Origin of the sequence: Goodfellowiella coeruleoviolacea, assembly GCF_024171785.1 — a bacterium.
In the GTDB taxonomy this organism is placed as follows: Bacteria; Actinomycetota; Actinomycetes; order Mycobacteriales; family Pseudonocardiaceae; genus Goodfellowiella; species Goodfellowiella coeruleoviolacea.
The window spans coordinates 215,268-236,091 of sequence record NZ_JAMTCK010000009.1; the positions used below are offsets into that span (position 1 = coordinate 215,268).

The window sequence follows — 20,824 nt, forward strand, 5'->3', positions numbered from 1 at the left end:
CGGTCGGGCTGGGATGTGATCACAGGCTTGACGGCAGGGGGATAACCGTTAGACCCTATGGCTAACCGTTATATAGGGAGGGTCGGTGCAGCAGGAAGTGGTGCTGGCGATGCTGGCGAAGGAGCCGTCGTACGGTTACCAGCTGCGCGCGCGGTTGCGCGACGCGCTCGGCCCACTCGGTGATGCGATGAACGCTGGGCAGATCTACGTGACGCTGACCCGGCTGGAGAAGGCCGGTCTGTTGGCGGCCGAGAAGTCCGCCGACGGTGCCGACCGGTCGGATCGCAAGGTGTACGCACTCACCCCGAAGGGGCAGCAACGCGTCGCCGAGTGGATCGCCGAGGTGAGTTGGCCCCGGCCCGATCTCGCGGAGTTCCACCTCAAGCTGATCGCTGCCGCGTCGGCCGGGCTGGCCGATCCGATCGCCGTCGTCGACACCCAGCGGCGGGAGCTGCTGCGCCGGCTGCGTGACGCCCAGCGGGCCGCCTTGGCCGAGCCTGAGCACTCGAAGGCGGCGTTGTTGTTGGAAGGCGTTGTGCTCCGGCTTCAGGCGGACCTGCGCTGGCTCGAGGCATGTGAGAAGAACTGGACCCACCGAAGGAGTGGATCGTGAGCGAGGCCACTGACACACCCGTGCTACGAGCCCGTGCGTTGCGGAAGGAGTACGGCAAGGGGGAAGGACTGGTGCGTGCCGTCGACGGGGTCGATCTCGACGTCAGCGCGGGGGAGACGGTGGCGATCATGGGCCCCAGCGGCTGTGGGAAGTCCACCCTGCTGCACCTGCTCGGCGGGTTGGACCGGCCCTCGGGTGGCGAGGTGCTGCTGAACGGCCGCCGCGTCGACAACCTGAGCGAGAAGGCACTGTCGCGGATGCGGCGCGCTGACATCAGCTACGTCTTCCAGTCCTTTCACCTGATGGAGGAACTCACCGCCGTGGAGAACGTCGAACTGTCGGCGTTGATGGCCGGGCACTCGCCGCGGGCCGCCCGGCGGCGTGCGGAAGAGCTGCTGGATCAGCTCGGGCTCGCGGGCCGGTCCCGCTTCCTGCCCTCCGCGCTGTCCGGCGGTCAGCGGCAGCGGGTCGCGGTGGCCCGGGCGTTGAGCAACCAACCGCTGGTCGTGCTCGCCGACGAACCCACCGGAAACCTGGACAGCGCCGCCACCCTGGACGTTCTCCAGCTCTTCAACGAACTGCACGAGTACGGGCAGACACTGGTCATCGTCACCCACGACGCGCGGATCGCGGCCACCGCGGACCGGATGTTCTCCATGCGCGACGGCACGTTCGTGGACGAGACCCGGCTGACCGGAGGCACCACCGGGAAGCTCGGCGCACTCGTCGGACTGGGGGACTGACCGGCATGGGCCGCATCCTCCTCGTGATCCGGCTGGCGCTGCGTGACTTCCGGCGGCGCCGCACCGAGGCCGCGCTTCTGCTGATCGCCATCCTGGCGGCCACCACGACGCTGACGCTCGGACTGGTTCTCCGTGACGCCGCCAGCGACCCGTACGAGAGCACCCGAGCGGCGACCTCGGGACCCGACGTGGTCGCCAGCGTCGGCCGCTCCACCGACCTCGCCGCCCTCGAGAAACTGGCCTCCGCGGCTGGCGTCACCGAGCACAGTGGGCCGTACCCCGTCATCGGCGGGAAGCTCGAGGTGTCCGGCCGGACGTCGGACGTGCAGGTCGAGGGGCGGGACGCGACGGTCGCGGTGGTCGACCAGCCGGAGGTGACGCAGGGCAGCTGGGTCAGCGACGGCGGCGCGGTGCTCGAAGCCGCCTTCGCCAACTCGCTCGGCGCGAGCGTCGGCGACCCGGTGACGCTGGGCGGCCGGTCCTTCGAGGTCGTCGGACTCGCGGTCACCGCTGCCATGCCGCCCTACCCGGGCGCGTCCTGCATCGTCGCCGGCGGGTGCGTCAACGGCGCCATTCCGGAGGACCAGAACCTGCCGCAAGCGTTGTTGCACAACCCTGGACTGGTCTGGCTCACCCAGGCGGACGTGCGGAGTCTCGCCGCGGCACAGGCCCCGATCTCCTATGTGCTGAACCTGAAGCTGGCCGACCCGGAGGGCGCTCAGGCGTTCGTGGACGCGACCGCCGGCGGTCACAGCGGTGCCATTCGCATGCAGACCTGGCAGAGCATCCTCGCCGCGGCGACGGAACTGGCCCGGGACTCCCAGATCCTGCTGTTGATCGGCGCCTGGCTGCTCGGGTTGCTCGCCGTGGCCAGCCTTTCGGTGCTGGTCGGTGGCCGGATGGCCGATCAGACCCGACGCGTCGGGCTGCTCAAGGCGGTCGGCGGCACACCGGGGCTGGTCGCCGCCGTGCTGCTCGCGGAGTACCTCCTGGTGGCCCTGGTCGCGGCGGCGGCCGGGTTGGTGATCGGGGCACTGGCCGCTCCGTTGCTCACCGAGTCGAGCGCGGGTCTTGTTGGCAGCGCGGGGACGGCGTCGTTGACCGTGTCCACGGTCGGCGTGGTGACCGCGGTGGCCCTTGGCGTCGCGGTGGTGGCGACCGCTGTTCCGGCCGTGCGCGGCGCGCGCACCAGCACCGTCAGCGCGTTGGCCGACGCGGCACGCCCACCCCGCCGCACCGGGTGGCTGATCGCTCTCTCGACGCGCCTACCAGTCCCGCTGCTGCTCGCCCTGCGGGTCGCCGCCCGCCGGCCGCGACGGGTCGTGCTGGGCATGGCCAGCATCGCGGTCACGGTCAGCGGGATCTACGTCCTCATGGTGCTCAACACCTTCCTCGGCAACCAGCCGGGCACCGGCGCCTACAGCGACGCCCAGGTGACCGTGCTGCGTCACGTGCTCGGAGTCTGGACGGTCATCCTGCTCTTGCTGGCGGCGGTCAACGCCATCGTCATCACCTGGGCCACCGTGCTCGACAACCGGCACGCGTCGGCGCTGGCACGCGCCCTCGGCGCGACCCCGCGGGAGGTGTCCGTCGCCCTGGCGACCGCGCAGGTGCTGCCCGCGCTCGTCGGCGCCGTCCTGGGTGTCTTCCCGGGAGGCTTCCTGCTGTTCGCCGCCATCAACGGGATCACCGGCGGCGACAGCGACAAGACCACGCTTCCCGTGCCGTGGCAGTTGATCACCCTCATGCTGGTCACGGTGCTGGCGGTGGCGGGACTCACCGCTGTTCCCGCCCACCTCGGCGGCCGCCGTCCCGTGACCGACGTCCTCTGAGCGAAACCGCTGTCTCACCGCGTCCGCGCTGGTGGGCGAGCCGGCCAACGCAGTGGGCTGGGCGGCCACCCACTGCTTGGGCGGCGCCGGTCAGCGACCCCGGGAAGCGCATGCGTAGTGCACGGACATCGTGTGCGATGTGGTTCGGCCGAGTGCCTGGCGCACGCCGCGGCCCACCACGCGCGGACGGCGTGAGGTACGCCACTGTCACACCCCGTCGGGGCGCCTCGTCAACCAGCCGACACCGCATCGACGCACGGCGGAAGGTGAGGCAATGGCCAGGGAGATCACGGTTGTGGGCGGCGGCATCGCCGGATTGGTCGCGGCGATCACGTGTGCTGAGGCGGGTGCCCGCGTCACCCTGCACGAGGCGCACGCCAGCCTGGGCGGCAGGGCGCGCGCGACGCAGCCCCCGTACGTGGCCCACGAGGGCGCCCACGTCCTGTACCAGGACGGTCCACATTGGACGTGGTTGGCGGAGCGCGGGCTGATCGGTCCGCTGGGCTGGCCGGCGGGCAGCGCGCTGGCCAGGGTCGGGTTCCGCCGGGACGGCCGGCGGAGGCTGCGCCCGCCGGCCGGATTCCTCCGGATGGTGTTGGACGTGGGCCGGACCGCACCGGTCGACCAGGACTTCCACACCTGGGCCGCGCACCGCTACGGCGAGGTCGCCGCCCGCGCCGCGGCCAGCGCCATCGGGGTGGCCACCTACGACGCGGACACCGGACGGCTGTCCGCCGCCTTCGTCTGGGACATCTTCCGCCGGGTGTTCGCGCCCAAACCACCCGCGGTGCGCTGGCTGGTCGGCGGTTGGCAGGCCCTGGTCGACCGGATGGCCGCCAGGGCCAGGGAACTGGGCGTGCGCGTGGAACTGTGCTCGCGCGTCACCGACCTGCCCGACCAGCCCACGATCGTGGCCACCGAACTGGCCGCGGCCCGCGCGCTGCTCGGCGACGAGTCGCTGCGCTGGGAGAGCGGGCACTGCGTGCTGCTCGACCTGGCCGTGCGAACCAGCCGGCGGGACCGGTTCATCCTGTTCGACCTGGACGAGGGCGGGTTCCACGAGTGTTACTCCACACAGGACCCGACGGTCGCGCCGCAGGGCGAGTCACTGTTCCAACTGGACATGCCGGTGCGCGCCGGGGAGCGGCTGGCCGACGCCAGGCAACGTCTGGAGCGGTTCGCCGACCTGGCCGTGCCGGGCTGGCGGGAGCGCACCACCTGGCAGCGCACGGCAGCCGCCAAGGGCCGGACCGGCGCGCTGGACCTGCCCGGGCGCACCTGGCGGGACCGGCCGGCCATCGAGCGCGGCGGTGACGTGTTCCTGGCCGGTGACATGGTGGCCGCGCCGGGCATGCGCGGTGAGATCTCGATCAACAGCGGGGTGCTCGCGGCCAGGGCCGCGTTGCGGGTGGTGGGACTCGACCACACCGCGCCGCGGTGAACACCCGCCGGTCGCGCCCGAGCTGCGGCCGGCCAGGAGCGGGCAAACCCTGACGGTTCGGTGACGTCGCGGCCGGGACGTCACCGGTGCCGTGGATCGGTGCCTAGCGTGGCTGGCATGCGAGTACTGGTTACCGGAGCGGCCGGGTTCATCGGTTCCCACGTCACCGACGCACTGGCTGCGGCCGGCCACGACGTGGTGGCGCTGGACTTCCTGCTGCCACAGGCACACGGCGCGGCCGGCCCGCCGGCGTGGGCCGAGGACCACGGCCTGGTGGTGGGCGACGTGCGTGACGCGGACCTGCTGGCCCGGCTGCTGCGCGGCGTTGACGTGGTGTGCCACCAGGCCGCCATGGTGGGGCACGGGGTCGCGCCCTCGGACGCGCCGGACTACGCCGCGCACAACGACCTGGGCACGGCCGTGCTGCTGGCCGCCATGCACGCCGCCGGCGTGTCCCGACTGGTGCTCGCCTCGTCCATGGTGGTCTACGGCGAGGGCCGGTACGCCTGCTTCGACCACGGCGTGGTGCGCCCGGGGCCGCGCCGTGCGGTGGACATCGCCGCCGGCCACTTCGAGCCGCCCTGCCCGCACTGCGGGGCGGCGCTGGAGTCACACCTGGTTCCCGAGGACGCGCCGCTGGACCCGCGCAGCACCTACGCGGCCAGCAAGCTCGCCCAGGAGCACTACGCGGCGGCGTGGGCCAGGCAGACCGGCGGCAGCGGCTGGGCGTTGCGCTACCACAACGTGTACGGGCCGCGCATGCCCAGGGACACGCCCTATGCCGGGGTGGCGTCGCTGTTCCGCTCGGCGCTGGAGCGCGGCCAGGCGCCCCGGGTGTTCGAGGACGGCCGGCAGCGGCGGGACTTCGTGCACGTCACCGATGTGGCCGCGGCCAACGTGCTGGCGGTGGCCGCGACCGCGCCGAGCCACACCCTGGAGGCGGTCAACGTGTGCTCCGGGGTGTCGCACACCGTGGGGGAACTCGCCGACGAGCTGGCGCGGGCCTGCGGCGGGCCGCGCCCCCGGGTGGTGGGCGGGGCCCAGCCGGGCGACGTGCGGCACGTGGTGGCCGATCCGGCCAAGGCCGGCCGCCTGCTCGGGTTCACCGCGCGCGTCGGGTTCGCCGAGGGTGTCACGGCGTTCGCCACCGACCCGCTGCGCGCGCCCGCCAGCGTCGGCGTGACCGGGGCCGCCGGTGGTGGGTGATACTGGCGGGGAACGGAAGGAACCAGCGTGAACACCTGTGTGGCGCTGCTGCGCGGCATCAACCTCGGCAACCGCAACAAGGTCGGCATGGCCGAACTGGCGGGCCTGTTCGTCGCGTTGGGACACTCGGCCGTGCGCACCCACCTGCGCAGCGGCAACGTCGTCTTCGCCACCGCCAGCACCGACCAGGCGCGGCTGGCCGGCGACATCGAGGCGGCCCTGGCCGACGAACTCGGCCTGGCCGTGCGCGTGCTGCTGCGCGACGCCGCGGAGTTGCGCGCACTGGTCGCGGCCAACCCGTTCGTCGCGCGCGGCGCCGACCCGGCCGCACTGCACGTGACGTTCCTGGCCGAGCCGCCCGATCCGGCGCGCTGGTCGGAACGCCCCGTGCCGGACACGCGTCCCGACGAGTTCGCCGTGCGCGGCCGGGACGTCTACCTGTGCTGCCCCGCGGGTTACGGCCGGACCACGCTGAACAACGCGTTCTGGGAGCGGCGCTCGGGCGTGCCGGCGACCACCCGCAACTGGCGGACGGTCACCGCGCTGCTGGCGATGGCCGGCGACTGAGCCGGGTGCGCGCCGCTGACCCTGGGTAGCCGGCCAGAATGGCCGCATGGCAACGGTTGTCGCTTTTCTCGCCCATCCCGACGACGAGGTGCTGACCGCGGCGGGCACGCTCGCCCAGGCAGCGGCCGAAGGCCACCGGACGGTGCTCGTCGTCGCCACCGACGGGCTGATGGGCGCCCGGCCGGCCAGTGGTGAGCCACCCCGGCTGGCCGAGTTGCGGGCGAGCGCGGCCGTGCTCGGCGTGGCCAGGGTCGAGTGCCTCGGCTACGCCAACGGCGGTGGCGGCCAGCACCTCTACCCGGACCCGCCCGACCGGGTGCGGTTTCCCCGCGCGGACACCGAGGAGGCGGCCGAGCGGCTCGCGGTGATCCTGCGCGCGGAAAACGCCGACGTGCTGCTGGTCCACGACGCCAGCGGCGGCTACGGCCACCGCGACCACATCGCCGCGCACCGCGTGGGCGTGCGCGCCGCCGAGCTGGCCGGCGTGCCCCGGCTGCTGGCGGCGACCATGCCGAGGGAACTGGTCACCGGACTGGGCCGGGCGGCCCGGCTGCTGCGACTGCCGTTCGGCTACGACGCGCGGACGCTGCGCACCGCCTACACCCCGCGCGCCGACATCACCCACGCCATCCCGGTGCGGCGGTGGGCGGCGCGCAAACGGGCGGCGCTGGCCGCGCACCGCTCGCAGGTGACCGGGACCGGGCGCAGCGCCCGGGTGTTCGCCGCGCTGCTCCGGCTGCCGGCCCCGGTCTTCGGACTGCTGTTCGCCAGGGAGTGGTTCGCCGAGATCCCGGTGCCGGGCCGGAATCCGGCCCGCCGCTGACCCACGCGGGCAGCACCCGACAACTGTCCGATCAGGACGCTGGGGCCAGGGGCAGCCGGACCTCGAACCGGCAGCCCGGTCCGTGGTTGTGCGCCACGATCCGCCCCTGGTGCGCCTCGACCAGGCCCCGGGCGATGGCCAGCCCCAGGCCGGCGCCGGCCGGCTGGTCCGGGTCGGTGGTCGGGGTGCGCGCGGCCGTGCCGCGGAACGCCACGTCGAACACGCGGGACAGGTCCTGTTCCGGGATGCCACCGCAGGCGTCGTCGACCTGGATCAGCGCCTCCGCGCCGGCGGTGTCGATGCGCACGGCCACGGTGCCGTCCGGCGGGGTGTGCCGGATCGCGTTGGACACCAGATTGCGCACGACCCGTGCCAGTTCTGGGTCACTGCCCAGCACCACCGGCCAGCCGGACACGTCCGCGCGCAGCCCCACGCCCTTGCGCTGGGCCACCGGCAGTTGCGCGGTCACCGCGTCGTTGACCACCTCGGGCAGCGGCACCGCCGACATGGTCAGCCGCAGCGCGCCCGCGGTGATCCGGGACAGCTCGAACAGGTCGTTGACCAACTGGGACAGCCGGCGGGTCTCGGTGCCGATCCGGTCGGCGTAGTCGGTCACCTCGTCCGGCCGCACCACCACGCCGTCGGCCAGCGCCTCGGCCATCGCCCGGATGCCGGCCAGCGGGCTGCGCAGGTCGTGGCTGATCCAGGCGACCAGTTCCCGGCGGGACGCCTCGGCCGCCCGTTCCCGGTCCCGCGCCTGGCGTTCCCACACGCTGCGCCGGGCGATGGCGCGGCCGAGCAGCACCGCGGTCGGCACCGTGACCACCGCGGTGAGCAGGCACACCAGCAGGGTGACGGTCAGCGTCGGGGTGAACATGAAGCCGGTCACGCCGAGCACCCCGGCCAGTTCCGCGGCCAGCGGCACCAGCACCAGCACGGTGGTCGAGGCGACCAGGGAGCGTTCGCCCAGCAGCCGCAGCACGATCGCGCCGAGCAGCGCGACCGGCAGGGAGAACGCGATGGCGTACGGCGCGATGTGCAGCGCGTGTTCCAGCACGGTCGGCTCAGCCCTGCCGGTCGTAGCGGTAGCCGACACCCCACACCGTGGTGATCCGCCTGGGTCGGGTCACGTCCTGCTCCACCTTCTCCCGCAGCCGTCGCACGTGGACGGTCACAGTGGACTGGTCGCCGAACTGCCAGCCCCACACCCGCTCCAGCAGCTCGCCCCGGCTGAACGCCACACCAGGGTTGCTGATCAGGAACACCAGCAGGTCGAACTCGCGCACGGTCAGGGTGAGCGGCACACCGCGCAGCACCGCCTGCCTGGCGGCCACGTCGACCCGCAGGTCCCCGTCCACGAGCACGGTGCGCACCTCGGGCGGGCGGACGCGGGAGCGGCGCAGCACCGAGGACACCCGCAGCGCCAACTCCCTGGGGCTGAACGGTTTGGTCACGTAGTCGTCGGCGCCCAGGCTCAGCCCGGCGATGCGGTCCTCCTCCTCGCCCAGCGCGGTCAGCATCACCACGGCGACCGCGCTGTGCCGGCGCAGCCGCCGGCACACCTCGAGCCCGTCGATGCCGGGCAGCATCAGGTCGAGCACGATCAGGTCGGGCTCGCGCTCGGCGACCAGCCGCAGCGCCTGCTCGCCGTCACCGGCCAGCCAGACCTGGTGGCCCGCGCGCTCCAGGTACCGGCGGGCCACGTCCCGCACGTTCACATCGTCGTCAACGACCAGCACGCGGCCGGTCGCCTCGTCGACAGCGTCCATGGACACCCCCGGGTCGGTTCAGGTGGTGGGCTGTTCGGGCTCGGCGGCCTGCCGCTCCCGCTGGGCGATGGCGACCAGGTCGGCGAGGCGGACGATGCTCCCGCCCGCGCCCCAGGTGCCGTCGGGCTGCTCGTGGATGAGCACCCACACCCGCGGGGCGTCGGCCTCGGTCAGCCCGGCGGCCGCCAGCACGATCGAGGTGGCCTCGCCGACCAGGCCGGCCTTGCGGCGCTCGGACAGCGCGCCCGCCGGCACGGTGATGTCCACCCGGAAGCGGGGTGCGTCGTCCTCGGCCGTGACCTGGCAGCCCGGCGGCAGCTCGTGCAGGTAGATCCAGGCCTGGGCGCGGAAGAAGGCCGTGTTGGGCGCGCCCTCCCAGCGCAGCAGCGCCTCGGCCAGCTCCTGCCGGACGCTGTCGCGGCCGGTGGGGGTCAGCGCCCCGGCGGGAACGGTCAACTGGATCATCGGCATGGCGGGCGACTCCCTGTTGTCGATCAGCGCGGTCCCACCCGGGCACGCTACGCGGGGTGACCGAGCCAGCACCAGCATCACCAGTTGGTCAGCACGAGGTGGTTCACGGCGAGCGCGGTCACCGCCTGGGCGGCCAGCCACCACCGCCGGGCCGGCGCGGGCAGCAGCGCGCACGCCGCGACCAGCCACCCGGCGAACGGCAGCCAGATCCGCTCCACCTCCGCTTTGGACAGTCCGGACACGTCGGCCAGCAGCACGGCGCCGAGCCCGGCCAGGGTGAGCACGGCCAGCGCCGGCAGGGCCCGCGCGGTCGTCGGCCGCAGCGCGCGGCGCACACCGGCGGCCGCGGCCGGCCCGACCGCCAGCACCAGGCAGGCCAGGTTCGCCCACACCCAGTACCCGTACGGGCGGGCCGAGGCGATGCCCTGGTAGTAGCGCGCCACGACCAGGTGATAGCCGTCCAGCCACCAGAAGCCGGCGGCGGCGAACACCGCCACCACGGCGGCGGCGCCGAGCCCGGCCAGCACCAGGGCCCGCCAGTCGCGGGCCAGCAGGCACACGGCCAGCGCGGGCACGGCCATGAGCACCAGGCCGTAGGACAGGAACAGGCCGAACCCCAACAGCACCCCGGCGGCCAGCCCGGGCAGCACCAGCCGGCGCGCCGCGCTCACCGCGAGCAGTGCCACCCCCACCGAGGTGACGCCGGTGAACACCGCGTCGGCGGACACCCCGAGCCACACCGCGCCGGGGAACAGCACCGCGAACGGCACGGCGGCGCGGGCCGCGCGCGCCGCCCCCAGCTCCCGCAGCGCCACCGGCACGGCCACCGCGGCGAGCGAGCCGACCAGCACGCAGCACAGCGCCGCCCACCCGCCGCCGGACAGGCCGATCCGGTCCAGCCACACGAACACCAGCGTGGCGCCAGGGGGGTGGCCGGCCACGTGCGTGGTCCACGAGTCGGGCTGGAAATCCAGCACGCGGCCGGCGAACCCGCGCAGCAGCGCGCCGATGTCGGTGATTCCGCCGACCTCGTGCAGGTACTCGTCGGTGGTGGCGAGCCGACCGGCCACACCGACCCGCCAACCGTCCACAGTGGCCAGTGCCAGCGTCCAGGCCACCGCGGTGGCGTAGCCGGCCAGCAGCAGCCGCGGCCACGGCAGGGCCGAGGCCAGGTCTGGCCCCCGGGTCACCACGAGCACCGCGACCAGCACGGCCAGCGGGGTGCCCGGACCCAGGTGCGGCTGCCAGACGCCGAACAGCGGTGGCGCCCCGGCGAAGATCCGCACCCCGGTGTGCTGGTTCAGGTACTGGCCCACCGCGCTGGCCGCCGCCACCAGCAGCACGGCCGCGCCCCCGGCGAGCAGGTCGGCGCGCACGCCGGTGCGGCGCGTCGGTGCCGGCGCGGTCACGGCGGTTTCGGGCAGGGGCACCAGGCGAGCCTAGGGCTGGTCAGGGGCTGGCCTGAACCGGTCGGCGGCGGCTGTCAGCGGTTCGTAAGAACTGGGCCAGACGTCAGAATTCGGTAAGCACCGCACGGGCTGTGCTCGCCGGTTCCGGTCACCACCATTGCCGGGCATGGAACGCTTCGACGTTGTGCTGCCCTGCCTGGACGAGGCAGGAGCGCTGCCGGCGGTGCTGGGCGCGCTGCCGCCCGGGTTCCGGCCACTGGTCGTGGACAACGGTTCGACCGACGGCACCCCCGAGATCGCGCGGCGCCTCGGTGCCCGGGTCGTGTCCGAGCCCAGGCGCGGTTACGGCGCGGCCGTCCACACCGGAATCGAGCAGGCCGACACCGACATCGTCTGCGTGATCGACGCGGACGGGTCACTGGACCCGGCCGAGCTGCCGCGCCTGGTGGAACCGGTGCTGGCCGGCCGGGCGGACCTGGCGGTGGGCCGGCGGGTGCCCACCGCGCGTGGGTGTTGGCCGTGGCACGCGCGCGCCGGCAACGCGCTGCTGGCCGGCCTGCTGCGGCGGCGCGGCCTGCCCGTGCACGACATCGGCCCGGTGCGGGCGTTTCGCCGCGCCGACGTGCTCGCGCTGGGCGTCACCGACCGCGCGTTCGGCTACCCGCTGGAACTGCTGCTGCGCGCGGCCGAGCGGTCCTGGCGGGTGGTGGAGCTGGACGTCGGCTACGGCCCGAGGGCCAAGGGCACCAGGTCCAAGGTGTCCGGCTCGGTGCGCGGCACGCTGCGCGCGGTCAACGACATGGCGGCGGTGCTGCGGTGAGCGCGGACCTGTGTCTGCTCGTGGTGGCCAAGGCCCCGGTGGCCGGGCAGGCCAAGACCCGGTTGTGCCCGCCGGCCAGCCCGGCGCAGGCCGCCGACATCGCGGCGGCGGCCCTGCTGGACACCCTGGCGGCGGTGGCCGGGGTGCCGCGCGCCACCGTGGTGGTCGCCCTGACCGGTGCGCTGGACTCGGCCAGCCAGCGGGACCGGCTGGCCGAGGCACTGGCCGGGCTGGTGGTGCTGCCGCAGCGCGGCACCGGGTTCGCCGAGCGGCTGAGCAACGCGCACGCCGACGTGGCCGCGTGCTGTCCCGGCCGGCCGGTGCTGCAGATCGGCATGGACACCCCGCAGGTGACCCCGGAGCTGCTGGCCGACACGGCGGCGCTGCTCGCGACCGCGCCCGCCGTGCTCGGCCCGGCCACCGACGGCGGCTGGTGGGCGCTGGGCCTGCGGGACCCCGGGCAGGCCGCGGTGCTGCGCGAGGTGCCGATGTCGCGACCGGACACCGCCGGGCACACCCTGGCGGCACTGCGCCGCGCCGGCCTGGTCACCGCCACCGGCGCCAAACTGTCCGATGTGGACACGATGGCCGCGGCGCGGGAGGTCGCGGCCGGCCTGCCGCACAGCCGGTTCGCGGCGGCGGTCGCACGGGTCGGCGCGGCGGCGGGGGTCGGCGTGCCGGTGGCGCCGGGAGCGGTGCGGTGACCGCCACCGCCTTCGACCGGGGCCTGCGCGGCGAGCACTGCGCACTGGAACTGGCCACGGGGGAGCGGGTGGCCCTGCCCATCGCCCGCTGGCACGCCGCTCCGGGCGCGGGGGACCGGCTGCTGCTGGCCCGCTGCACCGGTCCGACCCTGGACGTGGGCTGCGGGCCGGGCCGGCTCACTGCGGCGCTCACCGCGCGCGGCGTGGCCGCCCTGGGCGTGGACATCTCCCCGGTGGCCGTGCGGCTGACCCGGGCCAGGGGCGGGATCGCGGTGTGCCGCGACGTGTTCGGCGCCCTGCCCGGCGCCGGGCGCTGGCGGCACGTGCTGTTGGCCGACGGCAACATCGGCATCGGCGGCGACCCGGTGCGGCTGCTGCGCCGGGTGGCGGCGCTGCTCGCCGGCGGCGGCACGGTGGTGGCGGAGGTGGACGAGCCGGGCGTGGGCCTGCGCCCCGGCCCGGTGCGGCTGGCCGAGGCCGACGGGTGGTTCCCGTGGGCGTGGCTGGGCGCGGACGCCGTGCCCGAGGTGGCTGCCGCCGCCGGGCTGGCCGTGCGCTGGGCCGGCCGGTGCGGTGCCCGCTGGTTCGCCGAACTGGAGCGCGCGCGGTGAGGCGGGGGGTGCGCGAGTCCGACTTCACCGCCGCCGCCCACCACGCGCGGGTCAGCGCCCGGCTGGGACTCTGGCTCGGTGTCGCGTTCGGACTGTGCTTTGTGACCGGACTGCTCAGCCACGCCGCGCAGCACCCGCCCGGGTGGCTGTCCTGGCCCAGCCGGCCGGTCAGCCTCTACCGGATCACCCAGGGACTGCACGTGATCTCCGGGATCGCCGCGATTCCCCTGCTGCTGGCCAAGTTGTGGAGCGTGTACCCGAAGCTGTTCACCCGCCCGCTGGTGCGCTCGCTGCCGCACGCGCTGGAGCGGGCCAGCGTGCTGGTGCTGTCCGGCGCGGCCCTGTTCGAGGTGACCACCGGCCTGTTCAACGTGGCGCAGAACTACCCGTGGACGTTCTTCTTCCCCGCCGCCCACCACGCCGTGGCCTGGCTGGCGGTGGGCGCGATCCTGCTGCACGTGGCCGTGCAGCTGCCGGTGATCCGCGCCGCCCTGACCCGGCGCGGGCCCACCGCCGACCCGGCCGAGCCGGCGCGGCGCTCGTTCCTGCGCACCACCTGGCTGGCGGTGGGCGTGGCCGTGGTCGCGACCGCCGGGGCCGGCGTCCCGCTGCTGCGCCGGGTTTCCGTGCTGGCGTGGTCGTCGGGCACCGGTCCGCAGGGGCTGCCGGTCAACCGCACCGCCCAGGCCGCCGGCGTGGTGGCCGAGGCACAGGACGTGGCCTGGCGGCTGGAGGTCGTGACCCCGCACGGGGTTTCGCGCCTGTCCCTGGCCGAACTGGCCGCGCTGCCGCGGACCGAGGTCGACCTGCCGATCGCCTGCGTGGAGGGGTGGAGCGCGTCGGCGCGCTGGACCGGGGTGCGGATCGCCGACCTGCTGCGGGCGGTGGGCGCCGAACCCGGCCGCCCGGTGTGGGTGGAGTCGTTGGAGCGCGGCGGGGCGTACCGGGCGAGCCTGCTGCCCGGCACGCACACCGCCGACCCGCTGACCCTGCTCGCGTTGGGGCTCAACGGCCAGCCGCTGGATCTGGACCACGGCTTCCCGTGCCGGATCATCGCGCCGAGCCAGCCGGGCGTGACGCAGACCAAGTGGGTGGCCCGACTGGAGGTGCGGTGATCGCCCGGGTGCTGCTCGCCGTGCTCGGCCTGGCCGCGCTGGCCTGGGGCGCGTGGTGCGTGTTGGAACTGGCCGGCGGATCGGTGTCCACAGTGGTCGAACTGGTGGCGTGGCTGGTCGGCGGCCCGGTGCTGCACGACGTGGTGCTGGCACCGGTGGCCGGCGGACTCGGCTGGCTGCTGGCCCACCGGCTCGGCCCGGTCTGGGCCACCCCGGTGCGCGCCGGCGCGACCGCGACCGGGGTGCTCGTCCTGCTCGCGGTGCCCCTGCTCTGGCGTCTCCACAGTGGACCGGTCAACCCCGGCCTGCACGACCGGGACCACCCGCTCGGCGTGGCGCTCGCCCTGGCCGTGGTGTGGCTGCTGGTGCTGCTCGCCGGCCTGGTGCGGACCGCGCGGCACCGGCGGCGCCACCGGCCGGGTGGGCTCAGTCCTCGAAGTCCTTGTTGACCTTGCCGGTCAACACCGACTCGGGCTGGGTGCGCACCGGGTCACGCCGCCGGTCCGCGGCCTCGTCGGCCACCTTGACCAGCAGCCAGCTGTCCTCGTCGTCGCGGAACCTGGCCCTGGTCAGCGCGTAGGCGCCGGTGAGCTTGTGGCCGGACAGCCACACCTTGAGGTGCCCGTTGGCCAGCGCGTCGGCCGCGGACACCGGCCGCCCCCGCCGCTCGGTGAGGTTGCGGTAGGTGCCGATGTCCCACACCACCACCGTGCCCGCGCCGTAGTTGCCGCGCGGGATCCGCCCCTCGAAGTCGAGGTAGTCCAGCGGGTGGTCCTCGGTCCGGGTGGCGAACCGCTTCTCGCTGGGATCGGTGGACGGCCCCCTGGGCACCGCCCAGGACACCAGCACCCCGTCGATCTCCAGCCGGAAGTCGTAGTGCAGCCGGCGCGCCTCGTGCCGCTGGATCACGAACCGCGGCTCGTCCGCCGCGCCCCGGCCGGCCGACCCGCCCGGCTCGCCCGAGGCGCGCAGATCCCGCTTGGCGTGGTAGGTCGCCAGCCGCTCCCGCTCGCTGCTGCTCGGCACACCGCCCGGCTACCCGGCCGCCACGACCGGCAAACCGACCCCGGCGCGGGGCTGCCCGGTCACCGGTCCCCGCACCCGGTCTGGTCGGGCGCGGGGTGGGTGCACGCGGCGATGGTGTCCACGAGGTCGCGCAGCGGGCCGAGGACCTCGGGGTAGTGGTCGGCGTTGAGCGAGTACAGGCGCTGGGTGCCCTGGCGCCGCACGGTGAGCAGCCGGGCGTCGCGCAGGATCCTGAGGTGGTGGGAGACCGCGGGCTGGGACAGGCCCAGCAGCCCGGTGAGGTCGGCCACGCTCAACGCGGTCCCGGCGGTGAGCAACCGGACGATGATCTCCTGGCGCCGCTCGTCACCGAGGGCGACCAGCAGCGGCTGGGATCGGGCGAACAGCGCGAGCACGTCGCTGACAGCGGTCTCGGCCACGGCCTACCCCACCGCCGGCAGGGCCTGCCGCAGCCGCCGCAGCTGGTCCACGGGCAGACCGCGTGCGCGGCCCGCGGCGATCCACCCGTCCAGCATCAGCCGGTTCTGCGCGGCCACCTTGGTGAAGTGCGCCCGCAGGTAGCGGGGCACGTCGAAGGGGGCGAGCACGGGCAGCAGCCGGAACGCCAGGCTGGCCAGCCAGGGTGCGGTGACCACGGCGGCGGGCGGTCGGCGGCCGTGCAGCGCGGCCACCACCGCGGTCGCCTCGCGCGCGGCGGCCGCGCCCGGCCGGGGGTTGGCGAGCAGGGCCGGCACCGACCAGTCGGCGATCTCCAGCGCGGCCAGGTGCGGCACCATCAGGGCGGCCAACGCGTCACCGGTGCCGACCGGGCCGGCGTTCCTGGCGCGCAGGCCACCCCGGCGCAGCGCCCGCACCACCGGGTCGACCCGCTCGCGCGCGCCGCTGACCGCCACGGCCGCGCCGGGCGGAACCCAGTGGGCGATGCCCGGCTCGGGCAGCGGTTCGTCGGCCAGCGGCGCGGCGTAGGCCAGCAGGGTGGGCACCGCCTGCACGATCTGCTCGACCGGCCAGACCCGGCGCAGGGTGGGCAGGTCCTGGGAGTCCTGGCCGATCAGCACCACGGTGGCCGCGCCGACGTGGTCGCGCAGCTCGTCCACCCACGGTCCGGTCAGGACGGTGGAGGGCACGCAGAGCCAGACCGCGTCCCAGTCCTGGCCGGCGGTCTCGGCGGGACTGGTGAACACCCGCTCGGGGACCAGCCGCCGCGCCACCGGCGGGCCGGTCCGGCGCAGCCGGTACACCACCCGACCTTCCCGCTGCCACCCGGACTGGCCTGGTTTGACCAGGTAGCTGACCTGGCCGCCGGCCTGGGCGAGCCGCAGTCCGAAGACCTGGCCCAGCGCGCCGCCACCCACGACGAGGACTCGCACGGACACCACCATCCATTCATTTAAGTATTTGGATGAATGGAAGCACACGTCGGCGCGATCGAGCCACCCGGGGGCGGGCGGCGCGGCGGGCCGGCCCAACGGCGGTCGGACCGGCCCTCGGGTGCTCGCTTCGGCGGTCAGGCCAGGCCGAAGAACTGGATGGCCCGCAGTGCCATGCCGCTCATCGGCAGGTTGTGGCCGACGTTCTGCAGGCTGATCGCCTCAACGGCCACGGTCCCGCCACTGCCGTAACGGGTCCGCGTCCAGCCGGACTGCGGGTAGTCGGTGGACGACGGCGTCTGGCTCAGCCCGAACACGTTCGTCCACTGCTTGATCTCCTCCTGGAAGTTCGGGTACCGCAGGGTGTTGTCCGCGGTGCCGTGCCAGAGCTGCATCCGGGGCCGGGCGCCGGAGTAGCCCGGGTAGGCCGCCCGAACCAGGTCGCCCCACTGCTGCGGGGTCCTGATCAGCTGGCCGTTGGCGCAGGTGCTGTTCCAGCTCGACCCGTCCGTGGTGGCGAAGCAGCCGAACGGGACGCCCGAGAACGCCGCGCCCGCCTTGAACACGTCGGGGTAGGCGCCCAACAGCACGTTGGTCATCATCGCGCCGGAGGAGGCGCCCGTGACGTAGACCCGGTTGGGGTCGGCGTTGTTGCGCTGCAGCACGTGGTTGACCATCGAGACGATGCCGACCGGGTCGCTGCCGCCGTTGTGCCGCAGGGCCTGGGCCGAGGACACGTCGAAGCAGCTGCCACTGCGGGTGGCCGACGGGTAGATCACGATGAACCCGTACTGGTCGGCGAGCCGGGCGAACTCGGTGCCCGAGTAGAACGCCGGGCCGGAACCGGTGCAGTAGTGCACGGCCACGACCACGGCCGGCCTGGCCGCGACCGTGTTCGGCACGTAGAGGTGCATGCGCAGGCCGCTGGGGTTGTTGCCGAAGTTGGTCACCTCGGTCAGCGTCGCCGCCGAGGCGGACGGGGGCGCCAGGAACGCCACCACCGTCAGCACGGCCGTGGCGAGCACCGAGACGAATCTCCACGACGCGGTGAACACTCTTCTCATCGGCATGGTGTGTCCTTGTGCAGGTGGATGGAGAGGGCGCCGGCAGGGCCGCCGGCGATCGGGGAGAACCCGCTCAGGGCGCCACGACCACGGGCTGCCCGTTGCTGGACACGATCCGGCCCGGGCACAGGCCCCGGCTGGCCAGCGCGCTGACGATCTGCGGCACCGCGTTCACCGTGGACTGGTAGCCGCCGTCGTGCATCAGGATGATCCCGCCCGCCTGCAACCTGCTGGCGGCCTGCACGATCTGCGCGGTGCTGGCGCCGTTCCAGTCCTGGGAGTCCACCGACCACAGCACCTGCGCCAACCCGAGCCCGGACGCGGTCGAGGCCACCGTGGCGTTGGTCTCGCCGTAGGGCGGCCGGAACAGCGTGGGCCTGCTGCCGGTCAGCTGCTGGGTGACCTGCTGGGTCTGGGAGATCTCCTGGTACACAGTGGACTGGGGGAGCTGGGTGAGGTGCGGGTGGGACCAGGTGTGGTTGCCGATCGGCATGCCGGCCGCCTGCACGGCCCGCACCAGGTCGGGGTACTGCTGCTCGTGCGAGCCCATCATGAAGAAGGTGGCCTTCGCGCCGGCCGCCTGCAGGGCGGCGAGCAGCTGCCGGGTGGAGCTGGGGTTGGGGCCGTCGTCGTAGGTCAGCCCCACGTAGCCGGTGCAGGCGGCGGGCGCCGGCCCGGCGGTGGGGGTCACGGCGTGCGACGGTACGGCATTGACGGTCATGGCGAGCGCGGCCACGACGAACGCGCTGATCCGGGACAGCAGGAGCGCGGGCTTGGGCGCGCTCCACAGCCTCTTGATCATCCTTCCTCCTTGAAGGATGCCGGGGACACGTGGTGACCCGGTGCGGCGGACACACCGGGTGAAAGCGTTATCACTATGCGACCACCGAGCGACCCGGGGCAATACCTTTCGGTCCAACTATCGAAACTTCCGACGATGTCCGCTCCTGACTCGACCGCCTACTTCGGGCCTGCCGCTGGGCTTTTCGTACCCGATCCCGTCGCCGGGCTGGAGCCTTGACGCCGCAGCAGTCCTGGAATCCCGGCTGGCCGGGCCGTCCCGATCGAAACTTTCGATGGTCGCAGGGTCGGTGGCGAGCCGCCGGTCGCGCCGATGACGGTGCCGCGGCCCCGGGAGGGCGTTTCCCGGGGCCGCCGCTTCGCGTCAGGCCAGGGGCAGTTCCGCCAGGGCGTTCGCCAACTGCCCGGCAGTGTCCCCGGCGGCCCACACGTGCCCGTCCGGGCGCAGCAGCACGGCGGCCGTGGGCCAGGGCAACTCGGTCTCGTGCAGCCGGAGGTTCGCGCTCGTGGCCAGGTCCCGCATCGCCGGGCTGGCCTCCCGGGCCAGCAGCACCGGGCGGCCCTCGCGCAACAGGTGCAGCTGCTCGCGGGTGGCCGGAAGGCGCTGGCCCGCCAGGGGATGGGTGCCCGGATACCGCACGTCCAGCGCGGTCAGCGTGTTGGCCAGCGCGGTCGCCACGTCGGGATGGGCGCGCAGCAGGTCCGCCATGAACCGACGCAGGGACTGGCCCTCCTCGGTGGTGGCGGTGATCAGGGCGGTCTGGGCCTTGGTGTGTTCGCCGAGGGCCACGCCGACGGGGTGGCGTTCCAGGTGGTAGGTGTCCAGCAGGGCCGCGTCCGCCCAGCCCCGCTGGACCGCGGCCAGCTTCCAGCCCAGGTTCATCGCGTCCTGCAGGCCCACGTTCAGCCCGACGCCGCCCGCCGGGAAGTGCATGTGCGCGGCGTCGCCCGCCAGAAACACCCGGCCCTTCCGGTACTCCGCCGCGAGCCGGGTGGCGTTGCCGAAGCGGGACAGCCACACCGGGGAGTGCAGGCCGAAGTCCGTGCCCGCGATCCGTTTCGTGGTCTCCCGCAGGGACTCCAGGGTTGGGGTGGGAGCTGACGGGGCGTACCCGGTGACGCGGTAGCGCCCGCCGGGGATCGGGGCCACGATCAGCGCGCCGTGTTCGTTGTGCCAGGAGCCCGGCCGCTCCGGCGGGTCGGCCAGCTCGACGTCACCGAGGAAGCCGAAGACGGTCGAGTCGGTGCCGAGGAAGTCGATGCCCGCCGCCTGCCGCACGGTGCTGCCCGCGCCGTCCGCCCCGACCACGTGGTCCGCGGTGGTCTCGTACTCGCCGTCCGGCCCGCTGACCCGCAGCGTCACGCCCTGTTCGTCCTGGCTCAGCCCGGACACCTGGTGCCCGCGCCGGATCACCACCCCGAGGGCCAGGGCGCGCTGTTCGAGCAGTTCCTCGGTGCGCAGCTGCGGGTGCGCGAGCACGAACGGGAACGGCGTGGCCAGCCCTCGGAAGTCCAGGCGGGTGGGCAGCATGCCGAAGTGCCCGTCCGGCATGGGCAGCCCGCCGTCGAGGAAGGCCTGTTCCTGCCCGCGCATCGCCAGTACCTCGATCGTGCGCGCGTGGATGGCCAGCGCCTTCGAGTGCGGGCTGCGCTGCTCGGCCCGTTCCAGGACCAGTGGTCGCCCGCCGCCCAGGGCCAGCTCCGCCGCCGTCCACAGCCCGACCGGGCCCGCGCCGACCACGATGGTGTCGTGTGCGTTCAAGGTGATCACTCTCCATTGCTTGAGGTGCGACGCGTGCGGTGATGCCGGCCGCGTGGTTTGCGAGCGCGCTCCGGTGAACCGAGAGCGGGCCGGAGTCGTGGATCGGTGTGTGGTCGCCCCGAGGGCGTCACATACTGGTGGTGCGGTTGCACCCCGGTGAGAGGTAATCGAGATGGCGTCAGCGCGACAGGTCAGTGGTCCGTGCGGGGCATGGCCGGAGGACAACGCCTTCATCCGCGAGGTGCTCGGCCGCATCGGCGACAAGTGGACGGTGTTGACCATCGGCACCCTGAGCGCGGGCTCGCTGCGCTACTCCGACTTGCAGGCGAGCATCCCGGGGATCTCCCAGCGGATGCTGACCCAGACGCTCAAGCATCTTGAGCGCGACGGCCTGATCACCCGGACCGCGTACGCCGAGGTCCCGCCGCGAGTTGAGTACGAGCTGACGGACCTGGGCCGGTCACTGATCGACGCGGTGATGACGATGGCCGACTGGGCCGCCACCCACCACAGCGAGATCGCCAGCAACCGGGCCGCCAGCGAGCTGACCGGAGTCGGCCGAGCCAGGGCCGCGGTCAGCGCGTCGGCACGCTGAGAAGTCGGTGGCACTCATCGGTCCGCAGCGTCGGGTACGCCGGGCACCTCGCGGCGGCGTCCGTGCTCATGACACACGCTCA

The 20,824-nt window shown here is 74.0% G+C and carries 23 protein-coding genes; 13 read left to right on the top strand and 10 right to left on the bottom strand.

Annotation, left to right across the window (positions count from 1 at the left end):
• Positions 1 to 85 precede the first annotated feature (85 nt).
• From LX83_RS20640 to LX83_RS20670, 7 genes are all read left to right on the top strand, one after another.
• On the top strand, positions 86 to 613 hold the full coding sequence (locus LX83_RS20640) for a PadR family transcriptional regulator (protein ID WP_253773863.1): 528 nt from the start codon (positions 86 to 88) through the stop codon (positions 611 to 613).
• Positions 610 to 1,356, top strand: a complete 747-nt coding sequence (locus LX83_RS20645; RefSeq protein ID WP_253773865.1) for an ABC transporter ATP-binding protein — start codon at positions 610 to 612, stop codon at positions 1,354 to 1,356. The genes LX83_RS20640 and LX83_RS20645 overlap by 4 nt, the downstream gene beginning before the upstream one ends.
• 5 nt (positions 1,357 to 1,361) lie before the next feature.
• Positions 1,362 to 3,188 carry an FtsX-like permease family protein gene (locus tag LX83_RS20650; protein ID WP_253773867.1) on the top strand — a complete coding sequence of 609 codons (1,827 nt, stop codon included), beginning with the start codon at positions 1,362 to 1,364 and terminating at the stop codon, positions 3,186 to 3,188.
• Between the two features lie 274 nt (positions 3,189 to 3,462).
• Entirely contained in the window at positions 3,463 to 4,629 is a 1,167-nt protein-coding gene (locus tag LX83_RS20655) for an NAD(P)/FAD-dependent oxidoreductase (protein ID WP_253773868.1), read from the top strand.
• Positions 4,630 to 4,746: 117 nt separating this feature from the next.
• A complete protein-coding gene (locus LX83_RS20660) occupies positions 4,747 to 5,835 on the top strand; it encodes an NAD-dependent epimerase/dehydratase family protein (RefSeq protein WP_253773870.1) in 1,089 nt (362 codons plus the stop codon).
• A gap of 27 nt (positions 5,836 to 5,862) precedes the next feature.
• A complete protein-coding gene (locus LX83_RS20665; RefSeq protein ID WP_253773872.1) occupies positions 5,863 to 6,402 on the top strand; it encodes a DUF1697 domain-containing protein in 540 nt (179 codons plus the stop codon).
• 46 nt (positions 6,403 to 6,448) lie between these two features.
• Positions 6,449 to 7,225, top strand: coding sequence for a PIG-L family deacetylase (locus LX83_RS20670; protein WP_253773874.1), 777 nt, complete (start codon positions 6,449 to 6,451; stop codon positions 7,223 to 7,225).
• Positions 7,226 to 7,256: 31 nt separating this feature from the next.
• Here LX83_RS20670 and LX83_RS20675 read toward each other — a convergent pair whose 3' ends face one another.
• The 4 genes from LX83_RS20675 to LX83_RS20690 all read right to left on the bottom strand — a co-directional run bounded on the left by LX83_RS20675 (position 7,257) and on the right by LX83_RS20690 (position 10,898).
• Positions 7,257 to 8,321 (bottom strand): sensor histidine kinase, encoded by a 1,065-nt coding sequence (locus LX83_RS20675; RefSeq protein ID WP_253773876.1) that lies wholly within the window; start codon positions 8,319 to 8,321, stop codon positions 7,257 to 7,259.
• On the bottom strand, positions 8,290 to 8,994 hold the full coding sequence (locus LX83_RS20680) for a response regulator transcription factor (RefSeq protein ID WP_253773878.1): 705 nt from the start codon (positions 8,992 to 8,994) through the stop codon (positions 8,290 to 8,292). Before LX83_RS20680 ends, LX83_RS20675 begins: the two co-directional genes overlap by 32 nt.
• An 18-nt stretch (positions 8,995 to 9,012) precedes the next feature.
• Entirely contained in the window at positions 9,013 to 9,465 is a 453-nt protein-coding gene (locus LX83_RS20685; protein WP_253773880.1) for a tautomerase family protein, read from the bottom strand.
• A gap of 77 nt (positions 9,466 to 9,542) precedes the next feature.
• Complete coding sequence (locus tag LX83_RS20690; RefSeq protein WP_253774210.1) at positions 9,543 to 10,898, bottom strand: hypothetical protein; 1,356 nt, start codon at positions 10,896 to 10,898, stop codon at positions 9,543 to 9,545.
• A 142-nt stretch (positions 10,899 to 11,040) separates the two neighbouring features.
• Between LX83_RS20690 and LX83_RS20695 the strand changes: the two genes are divergently transcribed.
• The 5 genes from LX83_RS20695 to LX83_RS20715 are packed head-to-tail and all read left to right on the top strand — an operon-like array spanning position 11,041 to position 14,573.
• Positions 11,041 to 11,694 (top strand): glycosyltransferase family 2 protein, encoded by a 654-nt coding sequence (locus LX83_RS20695; RefSeq protein WP_253773882.1) that lies wholly within the window; start codon positions 11,041 to 11,043, stop codon positions 11,692 to 11,694.
• Positions 11,691 to 12,398 (top strand): TIGR04282 family arsenosugar biosynthesis glycosyltransferase, encoded by a 708-nt coding sequence (locus LX83_RS20700; protein ID WP_253773884.1) that lies wholly within the window; start codon positions 11,691 to 11,693, stop codon positions 12,396 to 12,398. The genes LX83_RS20695 and LX83_RS20700 overlap by 4 nt, the downstream gene beginning before the upstream one ends.
• Entirely contained in the window at positions 12,395 to 13,009 is a 615-nt protein-coding gene (locus LX83_RS20705) for a methyltransferase domain-containing protein (RefSeq protein WP_253773886.1), read from the top strand. Before LX83_RS20700 ends, LX83_RS20705 begins: the two co-directional genes overlap by 4 nt.
• Positions 13,006 to 14,124 carry a molybdopterin-dependent oxidoreductase gene (locus LX83_RS20710; RefSeq protein ID WP_253773888.1) on the top strand — a complete coding sequence of 373 codons (1,119 nt, stop codon included), beginning with the start codon at positions 13,006 to 13,008 and terminating at the stop codon, positions 14,122 to 14,124. The genes LX83_RS20705 and LX83_RS20710 overlap by 4 nt, the downstream gene beginning before the upstream one ends.
• The gene (locus LX83_RS20715; RefSeq protein WP_253773890.1) at positions 14,121 to 14,573 is read left to right on the top strand and encodes a hypothetical protein; all 453 of its coding nucleotides are present in this window, start codon (positions 14,121 to 14,123) and stop codon (positions 14,571 to 14,573) included. Before LX83_RS20710 ends, LX83_RS20715 begins: the two co-directional genes overlap by 4 nt.
• Here the strand turns inward: LX83_RS20715 and LX83_RS20720 are convergent.
• The 6 genes from LX83_RS20720 to LX83_RS20745 form a co-directional block, all read right to left on the bottom strand.
• Positions 14,551 to 15,150: a DNA polymerase ligase N-terminal domain-containing protein gene (locus tag LX83_RS20720; protein ID WP_253773892.1), complete on the bottom strand. Its 600-nt coding sequence runs from the start codon at positions 15,148 to 15,150 to the stop codon at positions 14,551 to 14,553. The genes LX83_RS20715 and LX83_RS20720 overlap by 23 nt on opposite strands.
• A gap of 59 nt (positions 15,151 to 15,209) precedes the next feature.
• Positions 15,210 to 15,569: an ArsR/SmtB family transcription factor gene (locus LX83_RS20725; RefSeq protein WP_253773894.1), complete on the bottom strand. Its 360-nt coding sequence runs from the start codon at positions 15,567 to 15,569 to the stop codon at positions 15,210 to 15,212.
• Positions 15,570 to 15,572: 3 nt separating this feature from the next.
• Entirely contained in the window at positions 15,573 to 16,520 is a 948-nt protein-coding gene (locus LX83_RS20730) for a ketopantoate reductase family protein (protein ID WP_253773896.1), read from the bottom strand.
• 137 nt (positions 16,521 to 16,657) lie between these two features.
• Positions 16,658 to 17,590 carry an extracellular catalytic domain type 1 short-chain-length polyhydroxyalkanoate depolymerase gene (locus LX83_RS20735; protein ID WP_253773898.1) on the bottom strand — a complete coding sequence of 311 codons (933 nt, stop codon included), beginning with the start codon at positions 17,588 to 17,590 and terminating at the stop codon, positions 16,658 to 16,660.
• A gap of 67 nt (positions 17,591 to 17,657) precedes the next feature.
• Positions 17,658 to 18,386 carry a polysaccharide deacetylase family protein gene (locus LX83_RS20740; protein WP_253773900.1) on the bottom strand — a complete coding sequence of 243 codons (729 nt, stop codon included), beginning with the start codon at positions 18,384 to 18,386 and terminating at the stop codon, positions 17,658 to 17,660.
• A gap of 363 nt (positions 18,387 to 18,749) precedes the next feature.
• The gene (locus LX83_RS20745) at positions 18,750 to 20,147 is read right to left on the bottom strand and encodes an FAD-dependent monooxygenase (RefSeq protein WP_253773902.1); all 1,398 of its coding nucleotides are present in this window, start codon (positions 20,145 to 20,147) and stop codon (positions 18,750 to 18,752) included.
• A gap of 172 nt (positions 20,148 to 20,319) precedes the next feature.
• Between LX83_RS20745 and LX83_RS20750 the strand changes: the two genes are divergently transcribed.
• Entirely contained in the window at positions 20,320 to 20,742 is a 423-nt protein-coding gene (locus tag LX83_RS20750; RefSeq protein ID WP_253773905.1) for a winged helix-turn-helix transcriptional regulator, read from the top strand.
• The last annotated feature ends 82 nt before the right edge of the window (positions 20,743 to 20,824 follow it).